We start from the raw sequence: 16,068 nt of genomic DNA on the forward strand, positions 1-16,068 counted from the left end.
TCAGGTGCTTTCACCGCCAGGATCCACGGAGGCCGGGATCAGGTCGCGTATTGCATAGAAACCCTGTACCAGGCGTTTCTTGGCCCGGTACTCGCACAGGAGTAACAGGGTGTCGGGCAGTTGGGAGATGGACGAGGCGTGCTTGACCACCATGGTCTTGCCGCCCGAGCGTAAGCGAACCAGCGTTCCGGGTTCGAATGTACCCATCATCAGTCACCTCGCAGTCAGTGTCTGTGTGCGTTCGAGCCAACCCCCACCCAGCGCCTTGTACAGGTTGACTTCGGCGAGCAACTGGGCCAACCGATCGACGATAAGCGTCTGGCGGGCGCTGAACAGCGAACGTTGTGCATCGAGAAACGTCAGGCTGCTGTCGACGCCGATACGGTATCGGCGCTCCGCCAGCCGGTAATAGTCCTGGTTGGCCTGTACCAGATCGTTCTGTGCGATCAGCTGGTCTTTATAGGTCTTGCGGGCCGCCAGGCCATCGGACACTTCCTGGAAGGCGGTCTGGATCGATTTTTCATACTGCGACACACGAATGTCTTTCTGGATCTTCGAATAATCCAGGCTCGCCCGCAGGCTGCCCGCATTGAAGATCGGCAGGTTGATCTGGGGTTGGAACAACCAGGTGCCCGATCCCCCCTTGAACAGTCCCGACAACTCGTTGCTCGAACTGCCGGCGTTGGCGGTCAGGCTGATGCTCGGGAAGAACGCGGCACGGGCGGCCCCGATGTTGGCGTTGGCCGATTGCAGCAGGTATTCGGCCTCGAGGATATCCGGTCGCCGTTGCAGCAGGTCCGAAGGCAGGCCCGCTGGGACTTCGGCCAGCAAGTCCTCCGACAATGGCCGGGCAGGCAGGTCATCGGCGACCGATGCGCCGACCAGCAGGGTGAGGTTGTTGAAGTCCTGGGCCACCTGGCGCTGGAACTTGGCGAGGCTGGCCCTGGCGCTTTCCACCGAGGTTCGCGACTGGCTCAGGTCCAGTGCCGAGGCGGTGCCGACCTGATTGCTGCGCTCCGTCAGGCGCAGGCTCTGTTCGAAGGATTGGAGGGTGTCGCGGGTCAGCGCCAGCAGCTCCTGATCGGCACGCCAGGTCAGGTAGGCGCTGGCGACACTGGCTACCAGACTCAACTGGGTGCTGCGACGGGCCTCTTCGCTGGACAGGTAGATGAGCGAGGCCTGGTCACTCAGGCTGCGGATGCGTCCGAACAGGTCGAGTTCATAAGCGCTGATGCCCAGGGTAGCGGAGTACGAACTGCTGATCGCGGAGTCGCCGGTCTGGGTGATGCTGGCGGGCACCCGCTGGCGCGAACCCGCGCCGATAGCACTGACTGCCGGGAACAGATCCGCACGCTGGATCCGGTATTGCGCCTGGTAGGCCTGGACGTTCAGGGCCGCCACGCGCAAGTCGCGGTTGTTGCGCAGTGCGCTCTCGATGAGTTGTTGCAGCGCCGGATCACGAAACAGGTCGCGCCAGCCCTGGTCGGCCGCGACAGGTCCCGATAGCGCCGGCGCATAGGCCGACGTTTGTGGGTACTGCGCGGCGACAGGGGCGGCGGGGCGCTGGTAGTCCGGAATCAGCGAACAGCCGCCGAGCAGCAAGGTGGCGGCGGTCAAAGGGCTCAAGAGTTTATGCATCGACCTGTCTCAAAAGTGCCTGCTCAGGCCCCGTTGGCACGGGCAGGCGGGGTCTGTCGGGGCAGCGGCCTTGCGCGCCGGTTCGTCATGATCCGATCATCCATTTCGCCAGCCCGTGCCGTCCGCTGACGCCAAGCTTGGCTGCGGCACGCTTGAGGTAGGTTTCGATGGAGCTGTTCTTGACCTGGAGTTTTTCCGCGATCTCCGGAACCGTGCCACCGGCCAGAAGCCCCAGGCAGACTTCTTTTTCCCGCACCGACAGGGTGACGTCGCACGGGCTCAGCCGTTCATCGAAATCGCGCTGCAGTTGCGTTTGCTCCGCGGCATTGAGCGAGTGACCCGAAGCACCGCCAGGGGCCTTGACGCTTGACTGGCGATTGAGATGGGCGTGGCGCTCCGCCAGTGGCAGCAGGGTTTCGGAGAGGTATTTCAGAAAGGACAGTTCCTGAAGGGAAAAGTCACGGTGCAGTTGCGGTCGGTGCAGCGAGATCACGCAACGGCGGTTGCCTTTGCGGGAAATCAGGCTGCATTGGTGGGACGTACCGAGGCAGGTGTTACCCCTTTCGTCCTTCATCCTGGCGCCCAGGTGGATCAGCAGGGCGTCGTCTACTTCCAGCACCCGTTTTACCAGGGGGTGGTCGTTGCGCTGGACTGCGGTGGTGGGGCAGACGGATTGCATCTCGGGGCTTTTTTGCAGACCCGCATCCCCCAGCAACTGCACATCGAGAACGCTCGTCTGGGTATCGTCAACTGTCCATTCGCTCAGTTCGAGTCGACTGACAGGCACCGATGCTTCGATCAGCTGGTGCATGTTGGTCAAGAAACTCTCATGTCCGACACTTGAAATCAGCCTTCCTAGCTCTGCGTAGATGTGCGTGTTTTGCGCACCTCCAAAAACCGCATGTCGATTCATATGCTTATCCTGCATATCGAAACTGCTTTGCATTTCAGTGATCGTTGACGGAGGAAAATCCGACCGCTTCCCAAAATGCTGAAGCCTTTCTGGATTAATACCTGTTGATCAATATCACCTGTGAATCCATTCGCATGAAAAACGATTCAGCTGGTGGGACTATTAAGCATTCTCATGTAGGAAAAATCTGTAAGGGAAAACAGGGACATCGTGTGGAGCGGGAGGGACGGTGTCTGACCGGCGACACCCGACCAGATCCCGCCAGTGCAGAAATCAGTTTCCGCACTGGCGGCTCGGCAGGGGCTTTTTGCTGATCGAAAATCCTTATTCAAAACAATGAACTGCGCAGCTATCGGGTTCATTCGAGTGACGTCCTGTCTGTTTTCTGGCGGCGTTGCGCCGGATCGTTCCGGGCAGCGGGGGCCGGAATCTGAGTTCCAATTATGGAGGGCTGTGTCGGATTTTGAATTTTTTTTTCATTATTTGTCTATGCGTGAGTCAATTTCAGTCATTGACGTAGTCAGGGATCGGCTGTAGGCCGCCCTTGAACGACAGGATGTCGAGGTTCTTCTTGCGCCAGCTGCTTTGCGGGACCAGGCGGAAATACAGTTCCCTTGCCCAGCAGGCAATCGCCGATTCGGCCTGTTCGATACCGCTCATGAAACGTGCGGCGTTGACGATCCCGTTGGCCCGTGGCAGTCGATACGCCTGGTAGAGGGCCAGCGCGGTGCGCAGGTCAGGCGTTTGCGTCAGCCGGTCGGCCAGTACCACGGCGTCTTCGATCGCTTGTGCCGCGCCTTGGCCCAGGCTGGGCAACATCGGATGGGCCGCATCGCCCAGCAGCACCACATGCCCGTCGCAGAACTGCTTGACCGGAGGACGGTCCCGGGCGTGCATTTTCAGTAATGCATGCTCGGGAGTGGCCTCGATGGCTGCCATGACCTCCGGCGCCCAGCCGGCATAAGTCGCCTGGACCTCCTGTTTATTGACGTTCAAGGCGGCGTGCGCGGCATTTTCGTGGTTACAGGTTCCCCACCAGTACGCCTGGCCATCCCCTACGTCACACAACCCGAAGCGCTTGCCTCGGCCCCAGTAATGCGCCACGTAGCCTTCGCTCATCACCGGATGGCTGAAGGGCGTTACCGCCAGCCACGCGATATAGCCCGAGGCACGTGTGGGCGTTTCGCCGAGCATCTGCTGGCGGACCACCGAGTTGAGGCCGTCGGCGCCGATCAGCAGGTCCGCCTCGTGGCTGCTGCCATCCTCGAACCGCACTGTCACGCCATCCGGGCGATGGGCGTAGCCCACACAACGCAATCCGGTGGTCAGCGTGTCGGGTGCGAGCTGAGCGGCGAGGGCGCGCAGCAACAATGGGCGCTGGATGTTCACGCTGGGGTGGCCCAGTTGTTCGCCGATCTCATGGATCGGCATGCGGGTGATGGGCGTGCCGTTTTGTCGCTTGAAGCAGAACTGGCGGATTGCCTGGCCTGCCTGTTCCACGGGGAGGTGGGCATCGATGGCATGCAGTGCCGCCATGGCATTGGCCATGATGGACAATCCGGTGCCGCCGGTTCGGAGCGTCTGGGCCGCTTCGAAGACCTTGACCTGCCAACCTGCCCGTTGCAGGGCGATGGCCGCGGTCAGCCCACCGATGCCGGCGCCTGCCACGATGGCTTTCCTGGGTTCAGTCATGTTGTTCACCTTTTTTCGAATGGGGGGATTCAAACGAAGGCCGTCCGGGCGCTGGCGTTCTCGGCCCGCGCGGCGTCCATGCGTAACCTGATGAACTCGGCCACTCGCTGGATGTGCGGTTCGCGCATCATCGTCAGGTGGTCACCCTCTACGGCGATGCGCTGCACCTGCGGTGCAATCGAACGCCAGCCTCGGTAGGGATCGTCGAAGGCGGTCCCCACCAGTTCATGGGGGGCTTGCAGCACGTCGGGTAGCTGGACATCCGCGGCGAACAACGTGATGGGCAGGTCCAACGGCGGGAAGCGGTAGTCCAGCAAGGATTGCCAGTTGGCGTGGAAGACCTGGAACAGTTGGTTCAGGGTGGCCCGGGTCAGGGTTTCGTCGAACAGGCCACGGTCGATCCCGTGTTGCCTGATGGCATCGAAGGCGTCCGGGTCGCCCAGGGACGAGAAGTCGAGTGCCTGGTAGTCGTAATCTTTCTGACCGTCGCCGCTGAGCAGTTCCCACATGAACCAGTTCATGAATTCACTGCGTTCTATCTGCACCTCGCCCTGCTTGATGCGCACGATGGTGTCCAGCAGGAACACGTTGTGCAGGCGTCGCCCGCGGCGGCGCAGCTCGCTTGCCAGCTCGTACGCAACGACGCCGCCATATGACCAGCCACCGATATTGAGGGGACCCTGTGGCGCGACCTGTTCGATGGCATCGGCATAATGCATCGCCTGGGCCTGCACCGATTGCAGCGGTCCGCGTTCATCCCAGGTCCCCGGTGCCTGCAAGGCATAGAGATGGACCTGGTCTTTGAGAACGCGGGCCAATGCGGCATAACACAAGACGTGGCCGCCGATGGGATGAACCAGGAACAGCGCAGGCGCCTGGCTGGCGTTCTTGAAGTCCACCAGCGCACCGGTGTCCCGGGGCATGGCTTCGGTCTGTTGCAGCACCTGGGCAAATTCGGCGATGGTCGGCGCCTGGATGAAGTCGGAGAGCGAAGGTTCGAAGCCCTGGTGCCGGGTCAGCATGGCAACCAGTTGCACGGCCTTGAGGGAGTTGCCGCCCAGCTCGAAGAAGTTGTCGTGGACGCTGATGTTCTCCAGGTCCAGGGTTTCCTGCCAATAGGCCTGCAGCAGGTCCTCGGTGACATTCCTCGGGCCGGTAAAGGGGCGTATCGAGGTGTTCTCGACCTCGACTTGCTGCAAGCGTCGACGGTCAATCTTGCCGGTCGGGCCCAGTGGGATCCGGGCGATGCTGGCCAGCGTAGTCGGTACCATGTAGTCGGGCAGCGCCAGGCGCATTTCGGCCTTGAGTTGATCCAGGTCCGGCTGGCGGCCCGGCATGGCCTGGATGAAACCCACCAGGTAACGGCTGCCATCCGCCGCTGGCTTGTCGATGACCGCCACCTGTTGAATCTCCGCGCCGAACCGGGTGGAGCCGAGGATGGCCAGTTCGATTTCACCCAGCTCGACGCGATAGCCGCGGATCTTGACCTGGGCGTCGCTGCGGCCCTGATAGACCAGATCGCCCGAAGGCAGATAGAGCCCGACGTCACCGGTTTCGTACAGGCGACGGGCCTTGCCTTCCAACTGGCGATAGACGAAGCGTTCGTCAGTCAGGTCGGGACGGTTCCAGTAGCCGTTCGCCAGGCAGGTGCCTTCGATATAAAGATCTCCCATGACGCCCACAGGACAGGCCTCGCCCGCTGCGTCCAGCACATGCATGCGCACCTCATCGATGGGCGTGCCGATGGGCGGCATGCTCGGCCAGGCCGCCGCGGCGCCTTCGAGTGTCAGGCTCGTGACCACGTGGGCTTCGGTGGGACCATAATGGTTTTCAACCCGGCAATCTTCGAGGCTATCGATCAGGTTGCGGATTTCCCCGGTGATTTTCAGCTGTTCGCCGGCCACGTTGATCTGGCGCAGCGAAGTCGGTCGAATGCCGAGTTGCAGCGCCACTTCGGCCAGCCCCTGGAAGGCTACATAGGGCAGGAAAAGTCGATTGATGCCTTGTTCGCGGATCAACTTAAGCAGCCGGATGAAGTCATAGCGCAGCCCTTCGTCGATCAGGGCCAGTTCGCCGCCGCAGCACACCGTGGAGAAAATTTCCTGGAACGATACATCGAACGAAATGGGCGAATACTGCAGGGTCTTCAGCGGTGCGGCCGCCGGGGTGTGCTGGGGCTGCTGGCGAATCTGCCAAACGACCATGTTGGTCAGCGCACGGTGGGGCATCGCCACACCCTTGGGGCGTCCCGTGGAGCCCGACGTGTAGAGCACGTAAGCGTTATCTTCATCGGTGATGGTGTCGGCCACGAGGGCAACCCGTTCATGGCAGCGCGCCAGGTCGTCGTCGAACTCCGCAGTCACGCTATCCCAATGGCGCTGCACCGTCTTGCCGGCGAGTGCCGCCAGGTCTTGCGACGCATCGGCGAACAACACCAGGCCTGGCTGTGAGTCTTCCAGGATCAGCCTGATGCGGTCATGGGGGTAGCTCAGATCGATCGGCACATAGGCCGCGCCGGCCTGGACGACACCGAGCAGGGCAACGATCAGCTCGGGGGAGCGGGGCATCATGATCGCTACTCGATCCCCCTGGCCGATACCGTGCCGGGACAGCCAATCGGCCAGCTGTGCGCAACGGTCACGCAACTGGCGATAGGACAGGCGGGTCTGGTTGAAGCTCAGGGCCGTTTGCTCGCCATGGCGCGACAGGCTGTGCTCCAGCAGGGTCGATAGATTGTGCCGAGGCAATGGCGCTGGCACGGGGTTGGTTGGCCCGAGGTCGGGAAGCCAGGCCGGTATGCGAGGCTGGGCGTCGGGCTCGGCGATCATCAGGTCAAGGGTGCGCAGCAGGTAATCGGCGTAAGCCTCGGCCTGGCACGTGGCGACGCGCGCCGTGCAGTAATCCATTTTCAACACCAGCGAACCATTGCCAGGATGGCGACCCAGGGTGGTCAGCAGGTCGTAGTTGCTGGCTTCGGTGGTCTGCCATTCGACGAGGATCTCTGCGTCCCGGGCCACCATGTCCTTGAGCACATAGAAATCGACGTAGTTGAACACGACATTCAGGGCGACAGCGGTATCGCGATGGATCAGGGCGAATGGGTAGCGTCGATGTGCAAAGACCTTTCGCTCCTCGGCGGCCGTTGCGCGGATCACCTCCAGCCAACTAGAACCCCGCGCACTGAAGCGTACGGGCAGGGTGTTGAGGAACAGGCCCAGGACCGAGGCCGCGTCTTCGAACTCCGGCCGGCCATGACTGATGACGCCGCACAATACCTCTTTATGGTTGGACAGGATGGCTTGCGCGAAACCGTGGGCGGCCAGCAATACCGCACGCAGCGGCAGGTCGTGGTCGCGGCAGAACGCTTCGAGTCGTGCCAGTTCAGCCGCGGGAATTTCCCGGTAGGCCGAGCGGTGGGGCGTCGGATCCGGCGCAACCGCCGGCACCCAGCTGGTCATGGATGCGGCGGGTGCATCGCTGAGGTAGGCACCCCAGAAACGGCGGTGGTCGTCATTCGCCATGGCCTGCCGTTCCAGGACGATGAAATCGGCGGGCGTGGTACTCAGTCGGGGCAATGGCTCCGTGCCTGGCGCCGAGGTGTAGAGGGTGACCAGGTCGCGCATGAGCGTCGCAACGCTCCAGCCGTCGAGAATCGCATGGTGGAAGCTCAATACCAGGTCGATTTCCCCCGCCGCCACGAATACGCAGAACTGATACAGCGGCGCCCGCTGCCAGTCCTCGCGGTGACGTTTGCGTTCCTCCACGTAGGCATCGATGGCCTGCGCACGGGCCTGCGCGCTCAGCGACAGGGTATCGATGACCTGCACAGGCGATTCGACCCTGGCGTGCACGCGGGCCATGGGAATCTCGGCATGCCCGATATCGAACGACATGCGCAATGCCGGGTGGCGGCGGATCAAGGCATCGCAGGCACGTTCCCAGGCCACCGGATCCCACTGCAAGCGCAGGCGGTAGCGGAAGATGTCGTGATAGATCGCCGAGTCCGGGTGCATCATCGAGTGGTAAATCATCCCGACCTGCAACTGCGAGGCCGCGAACACATCATCGAATTCACCCTCGCTGGCCTGGCGGATCGCCTCCGGAACCTGGGCGAAAGGTGCGACGTGCATCGAGGGCAGCAACGACGTCGGTGAGAGGTTCAGGGCCTGGAGGCTTTGCGCCAGCTCAGCGATGGTCGGGTGCTGGTAGACCTGGGCCAGCGTCAGCCCGATCCCTTGTTCACGGGCCTGGATCTGCAAGTGGATGACCTTCAGGGAATCGCCGCCCAACATGAAGTAGTTGTCGTGGATGCCCGGCGCGGGTCGATTCAGGTTGACTGCCCAGAGTTCAGCCAGCGTCTGCTCCAATGGATTGCGAGGCGCCGTCGCATCGGTGCTGCCGGAGGTGTGTTCCGGCTCGGGCAAGGCCTTTCGGTCCAGCTTGCCATTGGCGTTCAAGGGCAATTGTTCGAGCTGGATCAGGTGGCGGGGCACCATGTAGTCCGGCACTTGCCTGAGCAAGGCCTCGCGCAGGCTTTGTGGGCAAAGGGTGCTGCCGGTCTCGCTCACCAGGTAAGCGCTGAGGAACGCGTCCCCGTCAGCTGCCTGGCGGGCGATCACTGCCACTTCCTTGACCCCTTCGCAGGCCGCCAGGTGCGCTTCGATTTCGCCGAGTTCGATACGCAGGCCGCGGATCTTCACCTGGAAGTCGTTGCGTCCCAGGTATTCGAGGCTGCCATCGGGCAGCCAGCGTCCCAGGTCGCCGGTTTTGTACAGCCGGGCTTCGGGGGCGGCCTGGAACGGGTCGCGGATGAACCGTTCGGCCGTCAGCTGCGGACGGTTCAAATAGCCTCGCGCCACGCCGATGCCGCCGATGTGAAGTTCGCCGGCGATACCCGGCGGCAACGGCTGCAGGTGCTCATCGAGGACATAGAGCTGGGTATTGGCAATGGGATGACCAATGGGAACGATACCCGGGTGCACGTCGGGTCGGCATTGCCAGGCCGTTACGTCGATGGCCGCCTCGGTAGGGCCATAGAGGTTATGCAACTGTACCTGCGGCAGGTGATGGAAAAAGCGCTCCTGCAACGCAGGGGGCAACGCTTCGCCACTGCACAGTACCTGCTTGAGCTCGGGCAAGCGCTGTGGCACGACCTGATCGAGGAAGACCTGCAGCATCGACGGTACGAAATGCAGCAGGGTGATGCCGGCGCTCGCCATGATGTCCATCAGATAGCGAGGGTCCTGATGCCCACCGGGGGCGGCCACGACCAGTTGCGCGCCGCTCAGCAGCGGCAGAAAGAATTCCCAGACTGAGACGTCGAAGCTGAACGGGGTTTTCTGCAGGATGCGACTGTGCTCATCGACCTGATAGGTATCGCGAGCCCAGAGCAATCGGTTTACCACCCCGTCATGCTGGTTCATGACACCCTTGGGCATACCGGTAGAACCGGAGGTGTAGATCACGTAGGCCAAGTGCCGCGGCGTCAATCCCAGTGCGCTGGCGTCAGGGTTGTGCGCTGGTTGACGAGCCATGTGTTCGGAATCGCCGTCCAGGCACAGCACTGGCGATGTCACGGCGGGCAGGTTCGTCAGTTGCGCACGGGTGGTGATCAATGCGCTGGGGGTGCAATCCCTGAGCATGTGTTCCAGGCGATCGGCCGGGTAACCAGGGGCCAGGGGCACATAGGCACCGCCCGCCTTGAGGATCCCCAGCAGGCCCACCACCATCTCCAGGCTCCGTTCCAGGCAGATGGCAACCCGGGCGTCGGGGCGGACACCCATCTCTATCAAGGCATGGGCCAGCCGGTTGGCCTGTTGGTTCAGTTCAGCATAGGTCAGCGTCCGGTCTTCGAACCGGACGGCTATCGCTTCGGGGTGTGCTGCCTCCCGCGCTTCGATCAACTGATGCAACAGCACGTCCCTGGGATAGTCGACGCGGGTGCTGTTCCACCCGGTCAATACCTGTTCACGCTCCGCGGGCGGCATGAGGTCGAGCGTCTTGAGCGGCGCGTCGAAATCAGCGAGCACCCGGTCCAGGAGGCTCATGAAGCGTTGCTGCAATGCCTCGATCTGCGCCGCATCGAAGTAGGCCTCGTTGTAGATGAAATGCATCCACACGTCGTCCTCTGGCGCGGCTTCACGAATGTGCATCGCCAAAGGCATCTGTTCATAGCCGTTGCTGAGTTTGACCGGTTGAGCAAGGGCCGAACCGTACCGGGTGTCCTGGTCCTGCTCGTAGGACACCACCAGGTCGAACAACTGCCGCCGGCCCAGGTTCTGCAGGCCCAGCTCGCGGTTCAGCTCGCTCAACGGATAGCGTTGATGGCGGTAATCCTGCTTGAGCGTCAGGGCAATCCTGGCGACCAGTTCACTGAAGCCCAGGTCGGTGCCCAGGCTCAGGCGCACCGGACTCATGCCGACGAACAGGCCGACCGTAGCTTTGTGCGTGGCGTTGGCGCGGTTGAGGATCGGCAGGCCGATCACGATTTCATCGCGCAGGGTCACGCGGGCAAAGTAGGTGTACAACAGGCCCACCATGGCGTGAAAAACCGTCCCGTGGCCACGCGCCCTGGCCTGCTCGCCTAGGCGGTCGTACAGCGCTCGGGGCAAGCGCCAGGCGTGGTTGCGGCTGGGGGCCACGCGCTGGGCGAATCGACCTTGATAGCGGGGTGCGAGCAGTGGCTCGGGTAGCGTGCGGTACTTGTCCAGCCAGTATTGGCGTTGGCGACGCACCGACGGCGAGTGTTTGTCGGTGTTGGATTGCTGCTCGACATACGCCTGGTAAGTGGGGGCCGGCACCCGCGTTTGCGCCGGGTCCGAAAGGGCGGTATAGGCCTGGCTGATGGCCCGGCCGATCATGGCGAAGGACCAGCCATCGATGATCAGGTGGTGACAGTTGACGAAAAAATAGTAGAGGTCTTCCCGCACCTTGAGCAGGGCCGCGCGAAACAGCAATCCGCTGTCGAAGGAAAACGGCGCTTGCAGGTTGGTTTGCAACAAGGCCAGCGCGCAGGCTTCAGGGTCGGCCTGTCCGGATACATCGTGCAGGGCCAGCGGAACATTCACAGACGCCAGGAAGCGTTGTCGCGGCAGGGGATGGTCAGGCGAGCCGGGTACCAACTGGATGCGCAACGCGTCATGACGGTCGACCACTTGCTGGATGGCCTGTCGCATCCGCGAGGCATCGACCGCTCCGTTGATGCGTGCATAGCCGCCAATGTTGTAGAGCGGGCTATCCCCGTGCAGGACCTGGTCCAGCCAGATGTCCAGTTGTGGGGCGGTAAGGGGGTAAAGCACGTCCATGTCCGTCGTCCTTTTCAAAGCCCGACGGCAAACGGATGGCCGCTTCCCGTCGGTGACTGATTCATCCATGCTCCCGCCGCGTGGCTGCGGGCTTATGCCGCGCGGTGCCTGGCCGTGCGGGCGAGTGCTTCGATCTGCAACGCCGCCGCTTCACGGGCACTCTCGCCGTCCGGAATCAGCGCACGATAGCGATCGCAATGGGCGCGTACTTCCTGGCTGTTCAGGACTTTGTCCAGTGCCGTGGCCAATGATTCGGCGGAGGCGGGCGGGAACACCCGCACACCGCAGCCCAACCGTTCCATTCGCGCGGCGTTGTCGAATTGATCATGGGCAAACGGCGTGGCGATCTGCGGCACGCCAGCCGCCATCGCCAGGGCGGTGGTCCCGACGCCTCCGTGGTGCACCAGCGCCGAACTGCGGGGCAGGATGCGACTCATCGGCACATAGCGGCGCACCAGGATCCGGCCTTCGGTGGACACCGTCGGGTCGACGGGTTGGCTGGTCAGGAACACACCACGCCGATTGATCAACTTCAAAGCCTGGACGGCAGCCGTGAAATACTGCTCGCTGTTGACCATGGTCGAGCCGGGGGTAAACACCACCGGCGAGGTTTCGTTCAGGAAGTCGTCCAGTTCGGTATCGATCGGTTGGAAACCCGATTCATCGAACAGCGGGAAGCCGGTCAGCACCGTCTGGGCGGGCCAGTCATGCTGTACGGGGGCGAACCACTGCGGAAACAATCCCAGCACCCGATCCGGGGACGAGATCCATTGGCTGATAATGCGTTTGATGGGCGGCAATCCCAGTTCGCGGCGGAAACTGTTGAGCTCTGGCGCCATGACCCGGTCGAGGAAAGCGCGTTCTATGACCCCCAGCAGCAGCCGTTTCACCGGATAGGGCACGAACGCTGGCAGGTTCGTTCCCGGTGGATGGGTGGAGGGCGCGGCGGCAGACCAGAAACCGAACGGCGAGACCTGTGCGGTGACCAGTGGGATACCGTGTTTTTCCTGGAGCAGCCGGGCAGAAAATGCCCACAGGGACCCCAGCAGGACGGTCTGATCATCACGTGCCTGTTCCAGCAGCCGGTATTGCTCGTGCAGGGTGCTGGCGATGGTTTTCCATAACGTGGGAAGGGACGTCCGTGGATGCCACAGCGCGGGGTCGGCCATGACTTCGTCATACTCTTCGCGGGTGCCCAGCGGCAGGAATTCGAAGCCACAGCGCTCTATCAACGGGGCGAACGCGGCACTGGCGCAAAACGTTATCCGGTGCCCCCGTGCTGCGAGCGTGCGACCGATGCCCACGAAAGGATGAACATCGCCGGCTGAGCCGACAGCCGTAATGATCACGTGCATAAGGTTCCCTCCAGAGTGATCGTGCGGTGAGTGATGAACCGGCCATCGCCCGTGGACTCCATCCACTAAAACGATTCAGCCTCCAGGGAGGTATTAAGCCGTGCCGGGTGGGAAAAGTCTGTGGCGGAAAACAGGGACACTTGGCGCGCCCTGTATCCGGGCCTTGCATCGAGGCCGACCCTGATGGGGTCATCGCGAGCAGGCTCACTCCCACAGTGTTCCCGGGGTTCATGATGATTGTGTTCGCCACCGACCTTGTGGGAGCGAGCCTGCTCGCGATGACGTCCGGACAGTCGCTTCTGCGCCGACTGACTTTCCACGATCGCGAGCAAGCTTCGTTTCCACCAGACAGTGGGTTCATGACGCCATGGCGGTTCTCAGCTCCTGGTTGATCGCCTCACCCAGCCGGGCGACATGGGGGGCCTTGACCACCGTGTTGTGCGTTCCGGGAAGGGCCGTGACGCTCACCCGATCCTGGAGCAGCGCGCGCCAACCCAGGGTCGGGTCGCTGCGCTGCTGTTCGCTGGCCGTGAACAGCGACACCTTGAGCGGGCTCGGTGGGCTGACATAGGCGCCGATAGCCTGTCGTGTGGCATAGGCCACCGCCAGGTGCGTGCGCAGCAGGCCGGCGTCGATGTCATGGGGCAGCTCCTCCGGCAGCAGTCGGTGGGCCGTGCAGAGCGCCAGCATTGCCTCGATGGCCGAGTCCCGGGCCATCTCCGTCAGTTGCCGGGACAGCTCCGGATCGATCTGTTCGGGGAGCCAGGCCATCAGGAACTGCGCCTCGCTCACCGCCGGGGTCGATACCGGATCAGGGCGCGCCGAAGCATCGATGATGCCGAGGAACTCCAGCGCTTCACCACCGGCCTGGAGCTGACGGGCCATTTCATAGGCGATCAGGCCACCGGCCGACCAACCGGCGATCCGGTACGGTCCTTGCGGCTGTACCTGGCGGATGGCCGACAGGTAACGCGTCGCCATGGACGCGACGTCCGACAGCGGCGCCTCGCCGGCCACCAGGCCACTGGCGGCCAGACCGTAGACGGGCGTCTGGGGATCCAGCGCCGTTGCCAGGTCCCGGGCGTATTGCACTTCGCCGCCCAGGGGGTGGACCAGGAACAGCGGCCGCTGGGAACCGGTACGACGGATCGGCACCAGGTTACCGTGGGCGCCTGGTCGGGCTTGACCGTCGAGGGTCCTGGCGAAACCGGCGATGGTGGGCTCGACGAACAGGTCGCGCACGGCAATGGGTTTGCCCAGCACCTTGCGCAGTCGCGAGGCCATCTGGACGGCCATCAACGAAATCCCGCCAAGACTGAAGAAATCGTCGTGTCGACTGATTCGTTCCCGTTTGAACAAGTCTTGCCAAAGTGCAGCGATGGCGAGTTCGGTATCGCCCTGCGGCGCTTCGTACGGCAAGGCCTCGACCGTGTCGGCGGTATCGACCGGTTGCGTCACGGCGCTGGCCGAGCGCACCAGCGGCGGGGTGTTTTCCAGCAACTGTCCGACAGACTGACGGGGGTCGGCCACCAGATTTTCCAGGAGCGTGGCGAACAGTCCGGCAATGTTTTGCACGGTCACCGTGTCAAAGAGGTCGTTGGCGTATTGCAGGCTGCCGCTGATGCGCTCGCCGTTGTCGACCAACGATAGCGACAGATCGAACTGCGTGGTGTTGTGGGGGCTTTCCAGGGTCTGTACCTCCAACTCCGGCAATTGCAGCGGTGAGGGTGGCGTGTTGTCCAGGCTCAACATCACTTGAAACAATGGGCTGTGGCTCATGCTGCGGGTCGGCTGCAAGGCGCTGACCACCTGCTCGAAGGGCAAGTCCTGATGGCTGTAGGCGGCCAGCGTCAGGTGCTTGATCCGCTCCAGCAGCGTTTCGATGCGGCTGTCGCGACCGGTGTCGACCCGCAACGCCAGGGTGTTGGCGAAGAAACCGATCAAGGCCTCCAGCTCCGGACGTTGACGGTTGGCCACTGGCGTACCGACCACCACATCGTGCTGTCCGCTCAGGTGGCTCATCAAGACCGACCAGCCGGCCAGCAGCACCATGAACAACGTGGTGCCCTGGGCCTGACTGAATGCGCGCAGGTCGGCACTCAGAGACGGGGTGAAGACACAATCGACGATACCGCCGGCATAGCTTTGTATCGCCGGGCGCGGACGATCCAGCGGCAGGTTCAGCAGGGCCGGAGCGCCCTCCAGATGCTGGCGCCAGAAGTCGATCTGGGCTTGCAGCGCCGGGCCTTCCAGGGACCTGCGCTGCCAGGCGGCGTAGTCCACGTATTGCAGCGCCAACGGTGGCAGCGGGTCTTTCTCGCCTTGGGCGAAGGCGCTGTACAGCACGCTGACCTCACGGGCGAGTACGCTGTTGGACCAGCCGTCGGAAACGATGTGGTGCAACGTCATGAACAACACATGCTCTTCGTCCGCCAACTGCACCAGATGACCGCGCATCAGCGGACCCCGGCTCAAATCGAACAACTGCGTAGCGTTGGCCTGGCCGAGTCGTTCCAGCGTGGCGCTGCGTTCGTCGGCGAGCATCTGGCGCAGGTCCTGCTGTTCCAGCGGGAAGCGGTAGTCGGCCGGGGCGATTTTCTGCACCGGTTCGCCGTCCACCAGCTCGAAGCGGGTACGCAGGGTTTCATGGCGTGCCACCAGGCGATCAAGGGTCGCTTGCAGGGCGGTCTTGTCCAGCGGCCCCTTCAGGCGCAAGGCCAATGGCAGGTGGTAGGCGGCGCCGGCCGCGTGGTCCAGGTGGTCGAGGAACCACAACCGTTGCTGGGAGAAGGACAAGGGCAGCCGTCCCGAGCGATTGGCCAGGGGAATCGATGCCGCCTCGGTGGGCGACGCGGCCTGGACCAGCGCGGCGAGGCCGCGCACGGTCGGTGCGTCGAACAGCTCGCGCAGGGTGATCCGCGCACCGAGCTTGCGTCGCAGCCGCGAGAGCAGCTGCACGGCCAGCAGCGAGTGCCCGCCCAGTTCGAGGAAGCCGTCATGACGGCCGACCTGATCCAGGTGCAGCAAGCCTTTCCAGATTTCGGCAATGGCGACTTCGGTGTCGCCTTGCGGCGCCTCGTAGGCCTTGCTGGCGAGCGCATCCTGGCCCGGTTCCGGTAATGCGCGGCGGTCGAGCTTGCCGTTGGCGGTCAGGGGCAGGCGGTCC

Annotated in this window: 7 protein-coding genes; all 7 read right to left on the reverse strand. The window is 63.0% G+C overall.

Going from position 1 to position 16,068, the window contains the following annotated elements; translation table 11 throughout:
- Positions 1-207, reverse strand: coding sequence for a YodC family protein (locus EGM97_RS15815; RefSeq protein WP_238962043.1), 207 nt, complete (start codon positions 205-207; stop codon positions 1-3).
- Positions 208-213: 6 nt separating this feature from the next.
- Positions 214-1,638, reverse strand: a complete 1,425-nt coding sequence (adeC, locus tag EGM97_RS15820) for an AdeC/AdeK/OprM family multidrug efflux complex outer membrane factor (protein ID WP_238962042.1) — start codon at positions 1,636-1,638, stop codon at positions 214-216.
- 85 nt (positions 1,639-1,723) lie between these two features.
- Entirely contained in the window at positions 1,724-2,551 is an 828-nt protein-coding gene (locus tag EGM97_RS15825; protein ID WP_053158812.1) for a helix-turn-helix transcriptional regulator, read from the reverse strand.
- A gap of 504 nt (positions 2,552-3,055) precedes the next feature.
- Positions 3,056-4,243: an FAD-dependent monooxygenase gene (locus tag EGM97_RS15830; RefSeq protein WP_238962041.1), complete on the reverse strand. Its 1,188-nt coding sequence runs from the start codon at positions 4,241-4,243 to the stop codon at positions 3,056-3,058.
- Between the two features lie 29 nt (positions 4,244-4,272).
- The gene (locus EGM97_RS15835; RefSeq protein ID WP_238962040.1) at positions 4,273-11,547 is read right to left on the reverse strand and encodes an amino acid adenylation domain-containing protein; all 7,275 of its coding nucleotides are present in this window, start codon (positions 11,545-11,547) and stop codon (positions 4,273-4,275) included.
- A 92-nt stretch (positions 11,548-11,639) separates the two neighbouring features.
- Positions 11,640-12,902: a glycosyltransferase gene (locus EGM97_RS15840; RefSeq protein WP_238962039.1), complete on the reverse strand. Its 1,263-nt coding sequence runs from the start codon at positions 12,900-12,902 to the stop codon at positions 11,640-11,642.
- A gap of 357 nt (positions 12,903-13,259) precedes the next feature.
- Positions 13,260-16,068, reverse strand: a 2,809-nt coding sequence (locus EGM97_RS15845; RefSeq protein WP_477788820.1) for a condensation domain-containing protein, incomplete at its 5' end; no start/stop codon positions are given.

Source organism: Pseudomonas sp. AF32 (assembly GCF_022342325.2).
Classification (GTDB): domain Bacteria; phylum Pseudomonadota; class Gammaproteobacteria; order Pseudomonadales; family Pseudomonadaceae; genus Aquipseudomonas; species Aquipseudomonas uvaldensis.

Bases quoted from the DNA above. Each gene is read 5' to 3' on its own strand.
- EGM97_RS15815 (WP_238962043.1), bottom strand. From the start codon at position 207: ATGGGTACATTCGAACCCGGAACGCTGGTTCGCTTACGCTCGGGCGGC.
- adeC (WP_238962042.1), bottom strand. From the start codon at position 1,638: ATGCATAAACTCTTGAGCCCTTTGACCGCCGCCACCTTGCTGCTCGGC.
- EGM97_RS15825 (WP_053158812.1), bottom strand. From the start codon at position 2,551: ATGAATCGACATGCGGTTTTTGGAGGTGCGCAAAACACGCACATCTAC.
- EGM97_RS15830 (WP_238962041.1), bottom strand. From the start codon at position 4,243: ATGACTGAACCCAGGAAAGCCATCGTGGCAGGCGCCGGCATCGGTGGG.
- EGM97_RS15835 (WP_238962040.1), bottom strand. From the start codon at position 11,547: ATGGACGTGCTTTACCCCCTTACCGCCCCACAACTGGACATCTGGCTG.
- EGM97_RS15840 (WP_238962039.1), bottom strand. From the start codon at position 12,902: ATGCACGTGATCATTACGGCTGTCGGCTCAGCCGGCGATGTTCATCCT.